At 60.0% G+C, this 19,002-nt stretch carries 14 protein-coding genes; 9 read left to right on the forward strand and 5 right to left on the reverse strand.

Features of this window, described 5'->3' with window-relative positions:
- Positions 1–56: 56 nt before the first annotated feature.
- Genes fmt through JKL48_RS10320 form a run of 3 tightly spaced genes read left to right on the forward strand, consistent with a single transcriptional unit; the run spans position 57 to position 3,117 of the window.
- Complete coding sequence (gene fmt / locus JKL48_RS10310) at positions 57–1,016, forward strand: methionyl-tRNA formyltransferase (protein ID WP_201982078.1); 960 nt, start codon at positions 57–59, stop codon at positions 1,014–1,016.
- A 22-nt stretch (positions 1,017–1,038) separates the two neighbouring features.
- On the forward strand, positions 1,039–2,568 hold the full coding sequence (locus tag JKL48_RS10315) for a DUF6056 family protein (protein WP_201982079.1): 1,530 nt from the start codon (positions 1,039–1,041) through the stop codon (positions 2,566–2,568).
- A 60-nt stretch (positions 2,569–2,628) separates the two neighbouring features.
- On the forward strand, positions 2,629–3,117 hold the full coding sequence (locus JKL48_RS10320) for a dihydrofolate reductase (protein WP_201982081.1): 489 nt from the start codon (positions 2,629–2,631) through the stop codon (positions 3,115–3,117).
- Between the two features lie 198 nt (positions 3,118–3,315).
- Here JKL48_RS10320 and porU2 read toward each other — a convergent pair whose 3' ends face one another.
- Positions 3,316–8,577 carry a putative type IX secretion system sortase PorU2 gene (gene porU2 / locus JKL48_RS10325; RefSeq protein WP_201982082.1) on the reverse strand — a complete coding sequence of 1,754 codons (5,262 nt, stop codon included), beginning with the start codon at positions 8,575–8,577 and terminating at the stop codon, positions 3,316–3,318.
- Positions 8,578–8,657: 80 nt separating this feature from the next.
- Positions 8,658–9,776 (reverse strand): putative type IX sorting system protein PorV2, encoded by a 1,119-nt coding sequence (locus JKL48_RS10330; protein WP_201982083.1) that lies wholly within the window; start codon positions 9,774–9,776, stop codon positions 8,658–8,660.
- 379 nt (positions 9,777–10,155) lie between these two features.
- On the opposite strand from JKL48_RS10330, the gene JKL48_RS10335 reads away from it, so the two are divergent.
- Together JKL48_RS10335 and JKL48_RS10340 are read left to right on the forward strand one after the other, a co-directional pair.
- Positions 10,156–10,503 carry a PadR family transcriptional regulator gene (locus JKL48_RS10335; protein ID WP_201982084.1) on the forward strand — a complete coding sequence of 116 codons (348 nt, stop codon included), beginning with the start codon at positions 10,156–10,158 and terminating at the stop codon, positions 10,501–10,503.
- Positions 10,504–10,569: 66 nt separating this feature from the next.
- Entirely contained in the window at positions 10,570–13,251 is a 2,682-nt protein-coding gene (locus tag JKL48_RS10340) for a PspC domain-containing protein (RefSeq protein WP_201982085.1), read from the forward strand.
- A 91-nt stretch (positions 13,252–13,342) separates the two neighbouring features.
- On the opposite strand, the gene JKL48_RS10345 is transcribed toward JKL48_RS10340, so the two are convergent.
- From JKL48_RS10345 to mce, 3 genes are all read right to left on the reverse strand, one after another.
- Positions 13,343–14,782, reverse strand: a complete 1,440-nt coding sequence (locus JKL48_RS10345; RefSeq protein ID WP_201982086.1) for a CCA tRNA nucleotidyltransferase — start codon at positions 14,780–14,782, stop codon at positions 13,343–13,345.
- A gap of 96 nt (positions 14,783–14,878) precedes the next feature.
- Positions 14,879–15,451 (reverse strand): L-threonylcarbamoyladenylate synthase, encoded by a 573-nt coding sequence (locus JKL48_RS10350; RefSeq protein ID WP_201982087.1) that lies wholly within the window; start codon positions 15,449–15,451, stop codon positions 14,879–14,881.
- Between the two features lie 141 nt (positions 15,452–15,592).
- A complete protein-coding gene (gene mce / locus JKL48_RS10355; protein WP_201982088.1) occupies positions 15,593–16,015 on the reverse strand; it encodes a methylmalonyl-CoA epimerase in 423 nt (140 codons plus the stop codon).
- Between the two features lie 206 nt (positions 16,016–16,221).
- Between mce and JKL48_RS10360 the strand changes: the two genes are divergently transcribed.
- From JKL48_RS10360 to JKL48_RS10375, 4 genes are all read left to right on the forward strand, one after another.
- Positions 16,222–17,436, forward strand: coding sequence for an IscS subfamily cysteine desulfurase (locus JKL48_RS10360; protein ID WP_201982090.1), 1,215 nt, complete (start codon positions 16,222–16,224; stop codon positions 17,434–17,436).
- 103 nt (positions 17,437–17,539) lie between these two features.
- Entirely contained in the window at positions 17,540–17,950 is a 411-nt protein-coding gene (iscU, locus tag JKL48_RS10365; RefSeq protein WP_035561862.1) for a Fe-S cluster assembly scaffold IscU, read from the forward strand.
- Between the two features lie 93 nt (positions 17,951–18,043).
- Complete coding sequence (locus JKL48_RS10370) at positions 18,044–18,436, forward strand: hypothetical protein (protein WP_201982092.1); 393 nt, start codon at positions 18,044–18,046, stop codon at positions 18,434–18,436.
- A 122-nt stretch (positions 18,437–18,558) separates the two neighbouring features.
- Positions 18,559–18,885: a HesB/IscA family protein gene (locus JKL48_RS10375; RefSeq protein ID WP_201982096.1), complete on the forward strand. Its 327-nt coding sequence runs from the start codon at positions 18,559–18,561 to the stop codon at positions 18,883–18,885.
- Positions 18,886–19,002: the final 117 nt, after the last annotated feature.

Consider the following 19,002-nt stretch of genomic DNA (forward strand, 5'->3'; position numbering starts at 1 on the left):
TGCTTCTACTACGCTCAGCATGACGTTCCACTCCTAACAAAATATCACACTCCTACATGCTGAACATCATTTTCATGGGCACGCCCGATTTTGCTGTGCCCACTTTGGAAAGCCTGCTGGCCTGGCCGGGTGGCCGGGTGGTAGCCGTTGTCACGGCGCCGGACCGGCCGGCGGGGCGCGGCCGCCAGCTCCAGGCCTCGGCTGTAAAGGTGGCCGCCGAGGCCCACAGCTTGCCCGTGCTGCAACCCACGAATTTGAAATCGCCCGAGTTTCAAGCGGAGCTGCAGCGCTATGCGGCCGATTTGCAGGTGGTGGTGGCTTTCCGGATGCTGCCCGAAGCGGTGTGGAACATGCCCCGGCTGGGTTCCATCAACATTCACGCCTCGCTGCTGCCGCAGTACCGGGGTGCGGCCCCCATCAACTGGGCCCTGATGCATGGCGACACCGAAACGGGCGTCACGTCGTTTTTTCTGCGCCACGAAATCGACACCGGCGACCTGATTTTTCAGGAGCGGGTGCCCATCGCGCCCGAAGACGATTTTGGCAGTCTGTACAACAAGCTGAAAGCCGTGGGCGCCGACTTAGCCAGGCGCTCGGTGGAGGCCATTGCGGCAGGTACGGCCCCCAGCATTCCGCAGGCGCAGGGCGACGACCTTCGCCCGGCTCCGAAGCTGCAAAAGGAAACCGGACGGCTTGATTTCAATCGCCCTACGTCCGAGCTGGTGAACTGGGTGCGCGGCCTCTCGCCCATTCCCACAGCATTTGCCACGCTGCCCGACGGTCGTGTTATGAAAATATTTCGTGCAAAATCCGTAGAACTAAACAACTCATTTACAACCCAAAAAACTCCCGGCACTTGGGCTTCGGATGGCAAGCACTACCTGCGCGTGGCTACCTCCGACGGCTGGCTTGACCTATTAGACGTACAGGCCGAAGGCAAGAAACGAATGGGGGTAGAAGAGTTTTTGCGGGGTGCCGGCCAAGGGCTGGGATTCGCAGCGCTTCCCGCCCAGTAGGCTTGCCTGTGCAAGCCTCTGAATGTCCTTCCCCTCCCACCCTACCGTCCGGCCGGTACCCCAAGCCGATACTTCCTACATGCCCGCCAAGCGCTGGCTGGTGCAGCACCGGGCTATGGGCCTCACGCTGTTGCTGGCCCTGGGGCTGCTGCCTTTTTTCGCGCTGTCGTTCTACAACTCACCCTTCTGGGACGATTTCGGCATGGCCCTGATGGTGCGCCAATACGGATTGTGGCCGGCCCAAAAGGTGTTTTACCTTACCTGGGGCGGGCGCTACGGCACGGCCTTGGTGCAAACGCTGAGCAACCCCCTCACCTACGGCTGGGTGGGCGGCATGCACTTCACGCCGCTGGTGCTGCTGGGCAGCACGCTGCTGGTGCTGCACCTGAACCTGCGGGAGCTATCCGGCCGGCGTCTCTCCTCCGGTACGGCCGGGCGCGGCGCGGCCTTGCTCCTGCTGCTTTCCCTAGCCTGGATGCCTACCATTTACCCCCTGTTTTATTGGTTTACGGCCGGCACCGGGTACATGCTGGGCATTATTCTGATGCTGCTTATTCCGGCGGCGGGCCTGCGGGCCTTGCGGGCGGGCACCGACTGGGGCCGGCGCGGCTGGTATGGCGTTGCGCAGGCAAGTACTGTACTGGCGGTTGGGCTCAATGAAATAGCTCTGCTGCTGCTGGCTTGGCTGCTGCTCGTGCTGCTGGCTTGCAGTTGGTGGGCAGGTCGGGGCCGGGCGGCGGCGTGTTGGGGCGGGCTGCTGGTGAGTGCGGTGGTGGGCGGCACGGTGGCCGTGCTGGCGCCCGGCAACTGGGTGCGGATGTATGGCCCTTCCGGCGCAAGCCAGCCTCACGCCTCCTTGAATGTCAGCAACGTTTTGCGTTACGCAGCCGAGTTTTTTACGGGTTTTCTGGCGCAGCCCCTGCACATTATGGCGCTGCTGCTGCTGGCCCTGTTGCTGGGGCCGCTGCTGGTGCGAACGCGGCATTGGCGGCCCGTGGGGTTCCGGCTGCCACTTGCGGGTGGCGTGGCCGTGCTGCTGGTGGGCCTGGGCAGCAGCTTCGTTTTCCATGCGCTGGTTACCCAGAACCCGCCGCCGGGCCGCACCCTGAGCTTTATGTGGCTTTGGCTGTTTCTCGGCTGGGTGGGCGTGCTGTGGGCCGCGGTGCCGCGTCGGGTGGCGCCCCTTTTGGTGCGCACGTTGGCGCGCTTGCAGCGGTTGGCGGCGGGGGTCACCTTCGTGTTGCTGCTGCTGGGGGTGGAGCGCAGCGCCTGGACGGAGTGGCTGCGCAACGCCCCGACCTGGCGGGCGCAGAACGACGCGCGGTTTTGCCGAATGCAGGAGGCGGTTCGGCTGGGGCAGCGGGTGGTAGTGGTGCCGCCGTTCGAGGGGATTGTGCCGCGGCACATTTCCATTTTGGGCGAAAACCTGTTTTTTCACCCCGGCAACAGCATCCAACACCACAACAACGACGTGACTGCCCGGTGGTTTGGGCTCGATTCTGTTAACCTCTCAGCGCCCTCGCTGCAAGGCCGGGTCGGAGAAGGGCTTTAACTTGCGAAGCGGCTGTAGCATTTCATTACCACAATAGCCGCTCCACCCTACCTCTCTCGCATGGTTTCCATCATTGTTGCCGTGGCCGAAAATGGCGTTATCGGCTATCAGGGCCAACTGCCCTGGGGCTCCCTCCCCGACGACCTCAAGCACTTCAAGCAACTCTCATTTGGCAAGCCCGTGCTGATGGGACGCCGCACCTACGACAGCATCGGGCGGCCCCTGCCGGGTCGGCCCAATATTGTCATCACCCGACAGGCCAATTGGTCGGCAGACGGATGCGAAACCGCGCCATCGGTGCTGGCCGCGCTGGCCCGCGCCCAGGAGTTGGGCCCCGACGTATGCGTGATTGGCGGCGGCGAAATCTACCGTGAAGCCCTGCCCGCCGTGGATGTCGTGTACCTCACCGAAGTGCATCACGCGTTCGAAGGCGACGCTTTTTTTTCACCCCTCAGCCCCACCGAATGGCGCGAAGAAACCCGCGTGCGCCACGAGCCCGACGCTCGCCACGCCTACGCTTTCAGCTTTGTCACGCTGCGAAGGCGGTAAAACGGCAAGCCGAACAATCTGCACAAAAAAGGCGGCCAGCTGAGCTTGTCGAAGCATCTCTGCCGTAAAAGCAAATGAATTGCTTACGCGGTAGAGATGCTTCGGCAAGCTCAGCAGGACGTGCTATTGCAACAAACTATTGCAGCAAAAAGGCAGCCTATCCAGGCTGCCTTTTTGCTTTTCAAATTACCACTGGTTCTACCGCATCAGCACCAGCTTGCCCCAGTCGTTCTTGAAGGCTTTGTCGCCGGAGGTGGCGCGGTGGCTGAACTGCGATTCGGCGTCGTCGAGGGCCACGCGGTAAAGGTAGGTGCCGTTGGCCAGGCGGTCGCCGTAGGTATCGGTGCCGTCCCAGGCAAAGTCGGTGATGTTGTTGCCGATGTGCAGCGGGCCCAGCTCGTTCATGAAAATCTCGCGCACCACGCGCCCGGTGAGGCTCAGAATCTGGATTTTCATGTTGCGCGGCAGCTGTTGGCCGGTGAGCGTGAACACAAAGCGCGCCTTGTTGATGACCGGGTTCGGATACGGGTACACGTTGGTGATTTGGGAAGCATTCACTACTTCGAAATTTACCTGGAAGTCCTGCGCCCCGGCAGTCGTGTTGCTGGGGTCGCGGCCCTGCACCCGCAGCGTGTACACGCCATCGTCGAGCGGCTTGGTTTTGCCGGGCTCGTAGGTGAGCTTGGCCACGCTGCCGTTGGTAATATCCGTGCTGAACTGCACTTCGTTGCTATTGAGGTCTACTAGGGTGGCGGTGCTGTTGGCACCAGGCTTGCGGAGCGTGACCACAAACGCCGAACGGTCGGTGATGTGGCGCAGCTTGTCCTCGTCGTTGAGCTGAATGATGATGACCGGGCGGGGCGACACCAGCTCGCCGTTGAGAATGTGGCGGCCGTCGAAAGCCACGTCCAGCACCGGCGGCACGTTCATGTCAACGACCGGGAAAAGCCCAATGTTGAGCTCGTTGTTGAACAGGTTGATTTCCGGCAGCGCATTCGGCGTCGGGTTTACCGTCACCTTGGCCGTGAAGCCTTGGGGGTCGAAATTGCCGACAAACGGCACCTCCGCATTAATGGTGATGGTCGAGTCCCCCATAAGCTGGCTCGGCGCATTTACGTACACCGGCGTCAGGGCGGTACCAACTGAGTTGCGCACTTCCACTTTAGCCCGTAGTGGCGTACCAAAGTCAAAAGGTGTCACGTTCTGAAACACCACCGGAATTTTGAGCTTGCCGGTCGTCTGGGCCTGGGCAGTCAGCGTAGCCGCGTCGTAGGCGGTGCTGGGCGTCACCAGGTCACGGCGCACCACGCCTTCGGGTACGCCCTGGTAGGTCACAAACCACTCCTTGAGCTGCGGCGCGGTGTGGCGCAGCGAGTCCTTCAGGGTCAGCTGCAGCTGCAGGTAGGGATAGTTGGCAGCCGAAATGGTGTTCAGCGCGAAGCCGCTCCGGCCCGAGTTGGCCGGCACGGTGGCCAGCACGGTCGACTGGTTGTTGGCCGAAATGCCAATTACCTTCAGCGTAAAGTTGCTGGTGGCGCCCGGCTCGCGCTTTATCCAATGGTAGAGCTTATCCCAGCTTTGGGCCGGACCAATGCGCGTCGAGGTGATAACGCCGTTGGTGGAAGGCGCTTGCAGGGTATCACTCATGCTGATGATTTGGTCGTAGGGCGGAATGGTGGGCGCCACCACTTGCGGGCCCAGCTCCCGGATGAGGCGACCGCCGCTGGCCCGCTTCTGCGCAAGCAAAGTGAAAGGGGCACCGTTCTGGAGCTGGTTGATGAGCTGCGAGCCCAGCATGGTGGTGAAAGCGGCCCTGACCGTGGTCAGGCTGGCCCAGCGCAGGCGGTTCATGCTTATCACGGCCACGTAGGCCCCATCGGGCACCGCAGACAGGAAAGCTACCAGTTCGGCCCGGCGTGCAGCACTGCCGTTCAGGGTGTTCACGGTATCGAGGGGACTGGCTGCATTGGCAAACATGTAGAACTGTTGCGGAGCCAGCCCACACGTGTACGGCGCCGGCAGTCCCGTGATGGGCTGCAGGGTGTGCTCGTCGTACACGGCTATCATCAGGTTGTTGGAATAGATGCCGCAGTTGGCCACCGTGGGCGCCACCGACGAGTTGGTGAAAATGCCGTAGCCGATGCCGACGCCAAAGGTTGGCTGCGCACCAGCTTGGCCGCCGCCCTGGGTGCGCAGGCGCAGGGGCAGCTTCTGCGGGCTGAAATCCCAACGCCCGGTGGGCACGGCTACTTCCACTCCCTGGCGGTCGTCGCGCCGAAACTGGGCGTAGTGGCTCTGCGACCATCCACCCGCGTTGCGGCCCTGAATGATGCGGAACGAGCTAACCAGCCAGTTGGGGTCTTCATCGGCGGCCGGGGTCTGGAAGCGCACGCGCCAGTACCACACCACGCTGTCGCGGCCCACTGATGGTAGCGTCGGGCGCCAACTGGCCGTTAGGGTGCTCGTTACCGGACCCGACTGCATCTTAATGCGGCTGGAGAAATTCGTCGTTGTGTCGGCCTCAAACTCGTACACGCGCTGCGGGCCGTTGGGGTCGTTGGTCTGGACCACCAGGTTGGGGCGGTTGTTGCCCACAATGGCAAATTCCGTCGGGTTGAGAATGGTCAGGCCGCTGCGCAGGAAGGTGTAAGTGATGGTAGCCGAGTTATTGTTCTCGTTGCTTTCATCCACCTTATTGGCGTAGTCCAGTTCTACCAGAAAGGTATTGATGCCAAACACATTGACGCCAACCGGATTGGGCAGCAGCACCGAGTACGTAGCGTTGCCCTGCAGGGCCTGCGCAAACTTATAGGTCCTTACACTCGGCTGCGCAGGGGGCGTGGTGGTATTAAACCGTGGGTCGTAGGTCCGGGTCACGCGCACTTCCACGCTGTCATAAGTCACCTTGCCGGGATTAGTCATCCCGATGTTGAGCTGGAAGCTGGTTGAGGTGGCGCTTACGGTGGTCTGGCCGGGGGCCGGCACGATGTTAAGCGTCGCGTTGCTCACCTGGAAATCCGGCTTGGGCGGCGCATACAGCGAGATGGTGGGGTCGCCATGCCAGATGGTGCATAGCAGCGTTTCCACCGCCCGCACATCGGTCATTCCATAGAAGGGGTTGTAGTGGCTGGCGGTATTGGGCACTTGCTGTAGGCGGCGCACCGCTTCATTGTACACGGCCGTGATGGGTTTGCCGTACCACTGCGGGTTGTTGAACAGCAGATGGTACAGGGTATCCGCCGGAGGGTCCAGCACGTCTTCGTAGCTGATATTGTACTGGCCCATTGCCCCAATCGAGCCCTTCCCGGGTGTAAAGAGCCAATTCTCAAAAAAAGTGGGGTTCCCTGCGGTATACAGATGGCCGGCAGCGCAGCCGTTGTATAACATCACCGGGTATTTGCCGTTGGGGTTGCTGTAGTCGGGCCCATCTACCCTGCCTAAGTCAATTCCCAGGGTCGTATTAGAGCCATGGCCAAAATAGCTGATAAGGCCTAGTCCGGAGGTAAGGTAATTGTCAATGTTGAGGCTCGTATACAGCGCGGTGCTGCTGGTATTGCGTTCCACCGTCGTCACCTTGCCGCCAAACAGCGGGCGCTCCACGTGCTGCTTATACGCATCCATGTAGTTCCGAAAGCGTACACCTTCCGCCGGCGTAGAGCCGCCCACGAGGTGCAGCACGTTTTTGCGCCAGGTTTGGTCGCCTAGCCTATCATATTGCTGCAGTTTGCCCAGGTAGGCCATTATCTGAGCGGGCGTCAGCACCGTCAGGCGGCCGGTATTCAGCTTGGCTGAAAAGTCGTTATTCTCAAAGTCGGCCGTAATCATATTATCCGAAACCGAACGACTGGCTGTCGGGACCAAATCCTGTTGTTCCCCATTGTACCGGTATATCGTCTCGCCAAGTGCGGGCACAATGCCCTTGCCCAGCAGCAGCAAATAGCGGTTGGTAGCGTTGGGCGTAGCGGCGGCCATCCAACGTCCAAACCGCCGCATGGCCAGCCACGACCGGTCGCCGTAGTTGAATTGGTCGTAGAGTTGGAAAGTGGTCACCAGCAGCGTGTCGTAGCGCGTCACGCCCGGTCCGGGGTTGGCGCGGTAGGAGGCATAAGCTTTCGCCGCGTTGGTGGTTCCGGGCGCCGGCTTCATCAGCAGTGGGTGTGTGATGATGATGAAGTTGGGGGTGGCCGGATTTATCTGGCGGAAGTAGATGCGTTGTGCCCGAAGCGGCGGCACCAGCAGGTGGGCTTCATCGGCCAGGGCCAGCTTATGCGAAACCCCAGTGGCCCCCGGGAACACAAAGCGCCGGGCGTTGCCCGCACCGGCCGTGCTCACAATGCGCTGCACGTTGTTGAAATCGTGCACGTCAAACCCGACCACGCTGGCCGGAATTGAATCGAGTTCGTACGTGGCCGGGCCCGCGAGCAGCGAGTCATTTTTGAAGTAAGTAGAGCTGCGGTCCGGAAACCAGCGGCTCTTTTGAGGGGTCACGACGCGCACGTAGGTCAGGGCAAAAAAATCGCGCCCCACCACTGCGCCCTGCGTTTTTACCCGCACTACCAACTTGCCGGCACTATTGAAATCAGACCGCTGAACCGGAAACGTCCGAATTCCCCGCGTATAGCCCGAATATTGAATAACGCCCAGCACACGTTGTGGCCCCGAGGGCGGAACAACCGAGACTTCGGTAAAATGCTGCGCTTCCGTCACGCCAAACACGCCGACTTCGACAGTGGGCGCTGGTCCTAGCGAAGAAATGCTGCGCAGGGTAGAATCAGCTGCGTTAAAGGATTGCGCAGACTCATTTGCTGGGTTATCAGACTGGCGGTCAGCCGTTATAATCCAAAAGAAGCCCTCTCCCGGCTCTATCCATGGCAGGTACACCGAAGGATTCTGGATGTCATAGCTACGGTCCTTGAAATCGCGGTAGTGCAGATACAGCGCCGACGCCAACCGGTAGGGCTGCACCGCCCCGCCCGCCGCCGTGGGCTGGGCCATGGCGCGGCCGGGCCGGGCGGCGGCCCCCACGCTCCAGGTAATGAAGTAGCTGGCCGTGTCGGTGTAGAAGTTCAGCAGCTGATGGGGCTGGTCCTGGGGTTGTTTATAGAGTCCGACGTCCAGCCGGCCGTCGTTGTGAGTAGCATAAAACTCGACGAACGTGGTGGGGTCCAGGGTGGCGGTATTGCCGCCCACGTACCGGGCCAGTTCCTGCCCACGCCGCCAAATCTGGAGCTGGCTGGGCGCTACGCCGCTGATGCCCGCCTGTGTTAAGTACTGATAGTCGAGCTTGTACAGGCCGTCCCGCACAATTTTGATTTTGTAGTACTGCTGGCCGGGCACAATCCATTCGTTGCCAACGGGCCCGGACTGCGCCTGCACCCCAAGGCCGCTCAGCAGCAAGCTCAGCAGCAGCAGCCATCCTCCCCAATTCCCTCGTAACCTGTGGTAGTTTTGGTGTTTCATAATGGAAAGGTCTATAATTCTATTTCTAACGCACAATTTTACAACGTAAAAAGGAACAGCGTTTTGCTCCGGGCCACCCCCTATTTAAACCCGTAGCCCAACGACACGATGAGCGAGTTGGTTTGGGAAGTGCTGCCCAGTTTCTCAACGGCCAGGCGCGAAAGGGCCAGGTCAACGCGCAGGCCGCTGATGGCCACGCCCGCGCCGAAGCTGTACTGCCCTTTCCACTGCATGGATTGGTCGACTACGCTGCTGATTTTTTGGAAGTTGCCGGCGCCACCGCGCAAAAATACCAGGTTTCGGTAGCCAATTTCCAGGCCGCCGCGCGGGTCCACGCTCACCGCTTTGGTCGAAATGGGCGTGCCCCGCTCGCCGTCGGTGGTGGTTTCCAGGTCCACCGCTACCAGGGCGGTGAATTGCTTGGGCAGCTCGATGCGGCGGCCGACGCCCAGCACGAAGCGCGGCAGCGTAATTTCGGCGCTGTTGGTCGGGATGCCGTCGGCGGTGTTGGCGTAGGTGCTGTTGATGCCCTTGAGGTATTCGTCGCCGTTGATGCTCCACTGCGTGAACGTGGTGGTCACGTCGCGGGCCATCAGGGCCAGGTTCCAGCCCTTGCGGTTGTACTGCACGCCGGCGTCGATGCCGAAGCCGTAGCCGTGCGCAAACTTGCCGATGTTGCGGTAAATAAGTTTGCCGTTGGCGCCCACGCTCAGTCCTTCCACGTTCCCGATTTTGCGGGCATAGGAAAGCAGCAGCGCATAGTCGGCCACCGAGAAGTACTCAATCTTGTCGTAGTTAATCTGACCGTACTCGTTGATGAGGCTGCGGGTATCGGCAATGTTGTCGACACCTAAGCGCATCACGCTTACCCCGATGCTGCTTTTGTCGTCCAGCGGCATGGAGAACGCGCCGTAGTCGTTTTTCACCACCCCCGAAAACAGTTCCGAGTGCATCAGCACGCCGTCGTATTTGTGGGTTTGGTTGACCAAGCCCGCGGGATTCCAGTAGCCGGCGGTGGCGTCGTTGGCCAGGGCCACCTGCACTTTGCCCATGCCCAGGGCCCGGGCGCCCACGCCGAGGTTGAGAAATTCGTTGCTGTACTTGGGCGTTTTGGTCGATTGGGCGGCCACGGGCAGGGCCAATACGGCCGAGGCACCGAGTAGAAGCAGCCCGCGGGCAGCAGAGGAAAATTGGGACATAGACGAAAGGAAGCTAAAGTTTTGCGCGGACGAAACGCAAGTTACTTCATTATAGTGCGCCGGTGCCCACCAATTTCGGGCCAATAAATCCTCTTGGGCGGGCGGGGAAACATTCCTCGGCCTCGATGAGCGAAACCACAGCAGCGAAGTACTTAAGGGCATCGGCTCCCAATTGACAGCTCATTTCCGGCTTGGGTGTCGTCCGTGCCTACTCGTGGAACAGGCTAAGCAAATTCAAATAAAATTTTTCTGGCTGATTATCAGCAAATAAAAAAATAATTCACCCACCATGGCTAAATTTTATATCCAGTACCTTGCGTTACAAAGTACCTACCATACATTTGTACTGTTTCTCACCCACTAGTAATTCGAAACGCCCATGAAACTCGAGAACACCCAGGTTCAGATGCGCAAGGGAATCCTTGAGTTCTGCATCCTGGAAATCATCGCCCGCGGCGAAGCCTACGCCTCCGACATGCTGGAGGAGCTGACTTCGGCCCGCATGATTGTGGTGGAGGGCACGCTCTACCCCTTGCTAACCCGCCTGAAAAATGCCGCCTTGCTCGACTATGTCTGGAAAGAAAGCACCAGCGGCCCACCCCGCAAATACTACACCCTCACCGATTCCGGCCGCCAGTTTCTTGATGAACTGCGCGACACCTGGGAGGAAATGGCCACTTCGGTGGGCATCATCCGCCACAGCCGGCCACCGGGTGACAGCCGCTAGTAGCCCCACTCCTTCTTTTCTGCTTCACTCACCAGCATTCAATCGGCCCGTTCGGCCTTCTTTCAGATGAAAAAGAACATCAGTATCAACTTACAGGGCATCATCTTCCACATCGAAGAAGATGGTTTCGAGGTTCTCAGCCGCTACCTGGCCGAGGTGAAAGCCCACTTTGCCAACTACCGCGGCCACGAGGACATCGTGTCCGACATCGAGGGCCGCATTGCCGAGCTGTTTTCGGCCCGCCTCTCGCCCATGCAGCAGGTCATTTCGCTCGACGATGTGAACGCCATGACGGCCAAGATGGGCCGCGTGAGCGACTTCGCTCCCGATGCCGACGAGGACGACGAAACCACCGCCGACGCCGGCAGCTTTGCCGGTACCACGGCCAATGCTTCGGCTGGTTTTGGCAGTAGCAGCAGCACGACGGCCAGCGCCGGAACCGCCACCGCTGCGGCGGCTGCCGCCACCGAGCCCAAGCGCCTGTACCGCGACATGGCCAACCGCAAGATTGCGGGGGTAGCCGCCGGCATTGCTCAGTATTTTGCCATTAACCCGCTGTGGGTGCGCCTGGGCTTTGTGCTGTTCGGTTTTTTCACGCACGCCCTGTGGTTTGTGTTTGACAACAACCCCTTCCGCCACTTCAATGGCAACGTTGGCGGCTGGGCCATTGCCCTCTACATCGTGCTGTGGATAGTGCTGCCCAAGCGCTACGACGCGCCCGCGCCCACCGAAGCTCTGCTGAGCACGGGCCCACTGGCTGGCCGCCGCCTGTTTCGTGACACCGGCAGCGGCAAAGTAGCCGGCGTAGCGGCCGGCCTGGCCGCCTACTTCAACATCGATGTGACGCTGGTGCGGGTGCTGCTGCTGGCCGGCCTGTTTGCCGGGGGCTTCACCTTCCTGCTCTACATCATTCTTTGGGTAGTCTTGCCCGAGGCCAAAACGGTCTCGGACAAGCTGCGTATGCGCGGCGACGCCATCACCCTGGAAAGCTTCGATAGCAGCGTGCGCAACAACGCCTTTGCCGACGGCCCCGCCACCACCAACCGTCCCGTGGGCGCTTTCGTGGAAGACGCCGCCCGCACCCTGCGCCCGGCCGTGAACTTTGTGGGCTCGGCCATTCGGGTGTTTGCGGGCATCTTGCTCACCATCATTGGGTTTGGCTGTTTGGTGGCACTCGCCATTGGGCTGGGCGCGGGCATTGGCCTGCTGCCTCATTCGCAGAACATTGTGCTGGGCGATGCGCCGGCCCACGTGATGCTGAACGGCATCCCAACCTGGGGGCTGCTGGCCGGCTTCCTGGCCTTTGGCATTCCGGCTTTGTCGCTGCTGCTGGGAGGCCTGAACCTCTTGTTCCGTCACTCCATTATGCCCCGCACCGTGAGCTTGTCGCTGCTGGGGCTGTGGCTGCTGAGCCTGGTGGGCGTGGCCATGGCCTTTGCGCAGCAAAGCCGCGAGTACCAGTACGATGCCCAGGTGGAGCAATTGGAGCGCTACCCGAACATCATCACGCCGGTGGTAAGGCTTGACGCGCGCCGCGTAGACCGCCAATGGGAGCAACACGTCGACCTGAACATCGCCGCCGTCGATAGCGGCAAAGTGCTGGAAGTGCTGCGCACCATGGGCTCGAAAGGCCCCAGCGAAGAAGTGGCCCGGCGCAACGCCCTCACCAGCATCGACTACACCATCCGGCCCAGCGGCGATTCTTCGCTGGTGTTGGACGACCATTTTTCCTTCCTGCCCGACGCCCGGTACCGCAAGCAGGAACTGACCGTGACCCTGCGCCTGCCCCGCGACCGCACCTTCCGCATTAGCCGCAGCTTTGCTTATGACTTGCTCGACGATGACAACTTTGTGAATAACCGCCGCCCCGAAGACCCTGAGCAGCACCGCTACCGCTTGCGCGGCAACAAGCTGGAGTGCATTGGCTGCACCGCCAAGGAATTGGGCCGCGACGAAGACGACCAGTCCGACGAACAATACGACAGCGACGACAACAGCAACGACGAAGGCGATAGCAGCGACGAGGACAGCGACAAAAGCGGCATTAACCTCAACTACGGGGGGGCTCCGTCCTTCGACACCGACCTCAACAGCTACGGCTCCGACCGCCGCACCTTCGAGCAAACCGGCTTCAACCGGGTGAGCGTGGTGGGCGGCTACCACGTGGTGGTGCGCCGCGGCGACGCCTTCAAGATTGAAGCCGGCGGTGACAACAGCGCCCTCAACGACGTGCGGGCCGAACTAGATGGCGACGAGCTGGTCATCAAACCCCGCAACAGCAGCAACTCGTTCTTCGGCGGCAACTGGGGCCGCGCCCAAAGCAAGGTGCTCATCGCCATCACCCTACCCGCCATCGAGCGCCTGGAGCTGGCCGGGGCCGTGCACGCCGACCTCGGCGGCTTCGAGCGCCAGGATGAGCTGCGCGTAGAGCAGTCCGGCGCCAGCCACCTGCGCCTCAACGGCAACTACGGCACCTTGCGCTTGGAGCAGGCCGGCGCCTGCCGCACCACCGCCACCGGCCACGCCGACGAGCTGAACCTGGAAGCCGCCGGCGCCTGCGAGCTGGCCGGGGCCACGCTCCAAACCCGCTCGGCCGTGGTGAACGTGGCCGGCGTGTGCAAGGCCCGCCTCAACGTGACGGAGCGCATCAAAGGCGACGCCGTGGGAGCCAGCGAAATTGCCTACAGCGGCAAACCCAAGAGCGTGGACGTGGACGCCACCGGCCCTTCCAGCATCAAGCGGCTATAGCCCAAAATATTTCTTTGTTACCAAATTAATTATAGGCAACTTCAATGCCCCATTCGGCATCTATGCCTCCGAAAACAACAAGAAGTCAGGCTTAGTTTGGTGAGTGAACGACGCCTCCTTCTGGAGCCAGTCCTTTGGCTGCCCCCTGCTGCAACAGGAAGGCCAGGGCTGGCTCCAACTCGTTTTTAATAACGCCGTCGAGAATAGCTTCCATCACGGCCTCTTTCAACTCACCTACTGTACGCGAAGGCTTTAGGCCAAAGGTGCTCATAATGATTTCGCCGGTGATGACCGGGCGGAAGCTGCGCAGGTGGTCTTTTTCTTCCACTTCCTTCAGCTTTTCCTCCACCTGCTCGAAGTTGCGCAGGTAGCGCACCTTGCGGTCGTGGTCCTTGCTGGTAATGTCGGCCCGGCACAGCAGCATCAGCCGGTCAATGTCCTCGCCGGCCTCAAACAACAGCCGGCGCACCGCCGAGTCGGTCACGGTTTCCTTCACCAGCGCGATGGGGCGCAGGTGCAGCCGCACCAGCTTTTGCACCATGCGCATCTCCTCGCCCAGGGGCAATTTCAGGTCCGTAAAAATCTGGGGCACCCAGCGGGCGCCCTTGTCCTCGTGGCCGTGAAACGTCCAGCCCACTTTGGGGAAGTAGCGCTTGGTGGCGGGCTTGGCAATGTCGTGCAGCACGGCGGCCCAGCGCAACCACAGGTCGCCGCCGGCGTTGGCCACGTTGTCCAGCACCTGCAGCGTGTGGTAGAAATTGTCCTTGTGGGCGTGGTTGCCTACTTTTTCCACGCCGTGCAGCTGCGCCATCTTCGGAAAGATGAGGTGCAACAGCCCCGTCTGAAACAGCAGCTTGAACCCGTAGCTCGGCGTGGGCGACTCGATAATCTTGTTCAGCTCGACGGTAATCCGTTCCTGCGACACAATTTTTATCCGTTCCTTATTCCGAATAATGGCGTCGAAGGTATCGGGCTCAATATCAAAGTTGAGCTGCGAGGCAAAGCGCACGGCGCGCATCATGCGCAGCGGGTCGTCCGAAAACGTCACGTCCGGCCCCAGCGGCGTGCGAATGGTCTTGCTGGCCAGGTCTTTCATGCCCCCGTAGCGGTCCACCAGCTCCCCAAAGTTTTCCGGGTTCAAGCTCAGGCCCAACGCGTTGATGGTGAAGTCGCGGCGGGCCAAATCCTCGTCCAGCGTACCGGCTTCTACTTCGGGCTTGCGACTTTCGGCGCGGTAGCTCTCCTTGCGGGCTCCCACAAACTCAATGTCGCCGGCCTCTTTGGTCGGCAGCATGGCCGTGCCGAAGTTCTTGAACACCTGCACCCGGCCCCGGCCTTTGAGCTTGGCGCCCACGGCCTGCGCCAAGGCAATGCCGTCGCCCACGGTCACCACGTCGATGTCCTTGCTGTCGCGGCCCAGCGCCAAGTCCCGCACATAGCCGCCAATGACGTAGGCCGGCTGCTTCAGCTCGGCTGCCGCTTCGGCAATGGTGCGGAAAATGGGCAATTCAGGTAATTGGGGCGTATTCATAGTAGCGCGAACTTTGTAGTTCGCGTCCCGGAACGTCAATCGTTGAAACGGCGCGGGGACGCGAACTACAAAGTTCGCGCTACTTTGCGTTACGGCCTACTCGCGCACCACTTCCAGCTGGCCGCCCTCGCCCAGCCGCACCACCCGCGAGGGCGCGGTGCGGGTCGTATCGTCCTGCCGCCAGTTTACTACGTGGTCGGCCCCGCGCACAATGGCCGCATCCACTTCTGAATACACCGCCGGGGTCGGCTCGCCGGCTTTATTGGCCGAAGTCGATACCAGTCCGTGGCCCAGCCGCCGCACCACTTTATGGCAGAATTCGTCCTTCACCACGCGCAGGCCCACAGTGCCATCAGGCGCCACCAGTTCCTTCGCCACCGCCCGGCTTGCGGGAAGGATGTAAGTGGTCGGGCGCGTGTCGGCGGCCAGCATGGCCTCCAGCTCGACGGGTACTTTGGCGGCGTAGCGCTTCAGCATGGCCAAATCGGCCACCAGCACAATGCAGGGCTTGCCGGCTTCGCGGCCCTTCAGCTTATAGAGCGCCTGCACGGCCGGCGGCGCTTCGGCATCGCAGCCCACACCCCACACGGTATCGGTGGGGTAGAGAATGACTTGCTGGAGTAGCAGGGCATCAACAGCAGCTTCTACTTCTTGTTGAAAACGGTTCATAGACCACAGATTTAGCGGATTTTAACGGATAGAACGGATTTTTTGTGGTCCCACTCGTTCAAAATTCATCTTGAACAACAACGACATTTAAGACAACGAAGGTCTGAAAACAATCGAGAAGCGGAACCACAAAAATCCGTTCTATCCGTTAAAATCCGCTAAATCTGTGGTCTGGCAAAGCTCCACCAATACGCCGGCCGCACTTTTAGGGTGCACAAAGCACACGAGCTTATTGTCGGCCCCCGACTTGGGCTCTTCGTTTAATAGAACGAAGCCTTCCGCACGCAGCCGCGCCATTTCAGCCCGGATATCATCGACCTCGAACGCGACGTGGTGAATGCCCTCGGGCTTCCCGGCCAGGAATTTTGTGATGGCGCTGTCCGGCGAGGTGCCGGCCAGCAACTCAATCTTCGAGCCGCCGACCTGGAAGAAAACGGTGTCCACGGCTTCGCTGGCCACATGCTCCTTTTTGTAAGGCCCAGCCCCGAGCAGTGTAGCGTAGAGGTCAGTGGCGGCTTCGAGGTCGTGCACGGCTAAGCCGAGGTGTTCGAGGTTGGTAAGCATAGAAAACGAGGGGGCGAAAAGCCATTTGGCAAGGAAAAACAGCCGCCCGACCAAGTGTTTTGCAGCTTCATCAGTGGTCGGCGCATTTCCTTATTTAGATTGTATCTACTTTTGTAGCACCAAAGAAAACTGATTGCCCCCGAACCGTGTTCTAGGCGGGTATCGGCCATTCGCTGGTTTACCATTTGTCACTACTGCTGCGCGCAATGCTTAAGCTCCCTATTTATCTCGACAACAACGCCACCACGCCCCTCGACCCGCGGGTGCTGGAGGCCATGATGCCTTATCTGACCGAAGTATTCGGCAACGCCGCTTCGCGGAACCATCCCTTTGGCTGGGCCGCCGAAGAAGCCGTGGACTACGCCCGCGAGCAGATTTCGAAGCTCATCAACTGCGATTCCAAGGAAATCATCTTCACGTCGGGCGCTACCGAGTCGGACAATCTGGGCATCAAGGGCGTGTTCGAGATGTATAGCCAGAAGGGCAACCACATCATCACCGCCACCACCGAGCACAAAGCTGTGCTCGACACCTGTAAGCACATCGAGAAGCTGGGGGGCCGCGTCACCTACCTGCCGGTCGATGAGAAAGGCCTTATCAGCCTGGAGGAGTTGGAGGCGGCCATGACGCCGGAGACCATTCTGGTCACCATCATGTACGGCAACAACGAGACGGGCACCATTCAGCCCATCCGCGAAATCGCCAAAATTGCCCACAAGCACGGCGCCCTGTTCATGACGGACGGCACCCAGGCCGTGGGCAAAATTCCGGTCGACGTTATTGCCGATGGCATCGATATCATGGCCTTCACGGCCCACAAAATGTATGGCCCGAAAGGCGTGGGTGCGCTCTACGTGCGTCGCAAAAACCCGCGCGTGAAGGTGACTGCCCAGATGGACGGCGGTGGCCACGAGCGTGGCATGCGCTCCGGCACCCTCAACGTGCCCGGTATTGTGGGCTTGGGCAAGGCCTGCGAGCTGGCCCGCCTCGAGATGGACGCCGACACCGCGCGCCTGAGCGCCCTGCGCGACCGCCTCGAGAAAGAGCTCACCACGCTGGAAGAAAGCTACGTGAACGGCTCGGTGGAGCACCGCCTGCCCCACGTCACCAACATCAGCTTCAAGTACGTAGAAGGCGAAGGCCTGATGATGGGCGTGAAGGATTTGGCCGTATCTTCCGGCTCGGCCTGCACTTCGGCTTCGCTGGAGCCCAGCTACGTCCTCAAGGCCCTGGGCCTGAGCGACGACTTGGCTCACAGCAGCCTGCGTTTCGGCCTGAGCCGCTTTACCACCGACGAGCAAATCGATTACGCCATCAACCACGTAAAAGAAGCCGTGACCAAGCTCCGCGAAATGTCGCCCCTGTGGGAGATGTTCAAGGAGGGCGTCGACTTGAGCAAAATCGAGTGGGCGGAACATTAATTTAATGAGGAATGAAGAATGAGGAATGAAGAATTGTTTCTGACGCCTCATTTGCTTCAATTCCTCATTCTTCATTCTTCATTATTAATTCAAGCGAAGCAACATGGCTTACTCCGATAAAGTAATCGACCACTACAGCAACCCCCGCAACGTGGGCACGCTGGACAAAAGCAAGAAAAACGTGGGCACCGGCTTGGTGGGTGCCCCTGAGTGCGGCGACGTGATGCGCCTGCAAATTGAGGTGGACGAAGCCACCAACACCATCACCGACGCCAAATTCAAGACCTTCGGTTGCGGCTCGGCCATCGCCTCGTCGTCGCTGGCTACGGAGTGGCTGAAAGGTAAAACGGTTGACGAGGCCCTGGCCATCGACAACATGGAAATTGTGGAAGAGCTGGCCTTGCCGCCCGTGAAAATCCACTGTTCGGTGCTGGCCGAAGATGCCATTAAGTCGGCTATTTCTGACTACCGCGTGAAAAATGGTTTGCCCGCTTTGGAACTGGCGCACCACTAGTTTTTGAGGAGAAATGAAGAATGAGGAATGAGGCACTGGCTGTTCGGCCGGTCCTTCATTCCTCATTCTTCATTTCTCATTCTTCATTGAACGATGGACGAATTTGAAATAGCCCGGCTGGAGCGCGAAATCCGGCAATACCTGGGCTTGGCGCCGGAGCTGTTGCAATTTGAGTTTCGGGAATTGGAAGGCCAAACCCGGCTCGACTTGATTACCGTGAACCCACGGCACCAGCAGCGCTTTCTGTTTCGCTACGAAACCGGCCGGGACCAGGTCGAATGCCTGCAAAAGATGCTGGAGTACGTGAAGCGTTTCCGCGACACCGAGAGCTCCTATACCGTACAGTGGCGCACGCGGGGCGACAAGGAACTACACACATCTTACTTCCGGGCGCACAATGCATACGAGGCGCTGGATAAGCTCTATTTCGGTCGTGACCTGAACACGATTACCGTGTTCAGTGTGGTGCTCAACCCGAGCTCGTAGCGCTTGCTTGCGGATTTTGGCAGGCGAATGAACAAAGCTTTTCGCTTGCTTGTTTATAATTTGTCTAAATTGCACCCGCATTCGTCTAGCTATTGACCTGGACCCTCCCCGCTCCTACTGCCATGATTACCGTTTCTGATAAAGCCAAAGAAAAAGTATCGCGCCTCATGACCGACGCGCATCTGGACGAAACCTACCGCCTGCGCGCTTCGGTGGCGGGCGGCGGCTGTTCCGGCTTGAGCTACAAGCTGGATTTCGACAACGAGGTACGCCCCATGGACCAGGAATTCGAGGACAAAGGCGTACGGGTGGTGGTCGATATGAAAAGTTTCCTCTACCTGGCGGGCACCGAGTTGGATTTCTCCGACGGCCTCAATGGCAAGGGTTTTCAGTTCAACAACCCCAATGCCTCACGCGAGTGCGGCTGTGGCGAGAGCTTCTCCGTATAATTTTTATGATACCGCATTGACCTCAGCGGCTGCGGAAATAATGAAGCTGTTTAGAAAGTCAAAATCGTTGTCATCCTGAGCGCAGCGAAGGACCTTATCCCGTCAGAACAACGCCTA

Source organism: Hymenobacter rubidus (assembly GCF_016734815.1).
GTDB classification, from domain to species: Bacteria; Bacteroidota; Bacteroidia; order Cytophagales; family Hymenobacteraceae; genus Hymenobacter; species Hymenobacter rubidus.

Bases quoted from the DNA above. Each gene is read 5' to 3' on its own strand.
- JKL48_RS10370 (WP_201982092.1), top strand. From the start codon at position 18,044: ATGGACGAATTTGAAATAGCCCGGCTGGAGCGCGAAATCCGGCAATAC.
- JKL48_RS10335 (WP_201982084.1), top strand. From the start codon at position 10,156: ATGAAACTCGAGAACACCCAGGTTCAGATGCGCAAGGGAATCCTTGAG.
- fmt (WP_201982078.1), top strand. From the start codon at position 57: ATGCTGAACATCATTTTCATGGGCACGCCCGATTTTGCTGTGCCCACT.
- JKL48_RS10340 (WP_201982085.1), top strand. From the start codon at position 10,570: ATGAAAAAGAACATCAGTATCAACTTACAGGGCATCATCTTCCACATC.
- mce (WP_201982088.1), bottom strand. From the start codon at position 16,015: ATGCTTACCAACCTCGAACACCTCGGCTTAGCCGTGCACGACCTCGAA.
- JKL48_RS10350 (WP_201982087.1), bottom strand. From the start codon at position 15,451: ATGAACCGTTTTCAACAAGAAGTAGAAGCTGCTGTTGATGCCCTGCTA.
- JKL48_RS10375 (WP_201982096.1), top strand. From the start codon at position 18,559: ATGATTACCGTTTCTGATAAAGCCAAAGAAAAAGTATCGCGCCTCATG.
- JKL48_RS10315 (WP_201982079.1), top strand. From the start codon at position 1,039: ATGTCCTTCCCCTCCCACCCTACCGTCCGGCCGGTACCCCAAGCCGAT.
- JKL48_RS10320 (WP_201982081.1), top strand. From the start codon at position 2,629: ATGGTTTCCATCATTGTTGCCGTGGCCGAAAATGGCGTTATCGGCTAT.
- JKL48_RS10330 (WP_201982083.1), bottom strand. From the start codon at position 9,776: ATGTCCCAATTTTCCTCTGCTGCCCGCGGGCTGCTTCTACTCGGTGCC.
- iscU (WP_035561862.1), top strand. From the start codon at position 17,540: ATGGCTTACTCCGATAAAGTAATCGACCACTACAGCAACCCCCGCAAC.
- JKL48_RS10345 (WP_201982086.1), bottom strand. From the start codon at position 14,782: ATGAATACGCCCCAATTACCTGAATTGCCCATTTTCCGCACCATTGCC.
- porU2 (WP_201982082.1), bottom strand. From the start codon at position 8,577: ATGAAACACCAAAACTACCACAGGTTACGAGGGAATTGGGGAGGATGG.
- JKL48_RS10360 (WP_201982090.1), top strand. From the start codon at position 16,222: ATGCTTAAGCTCCCTATTTATCTCGACAACAACGCCACCACGCCCCTC.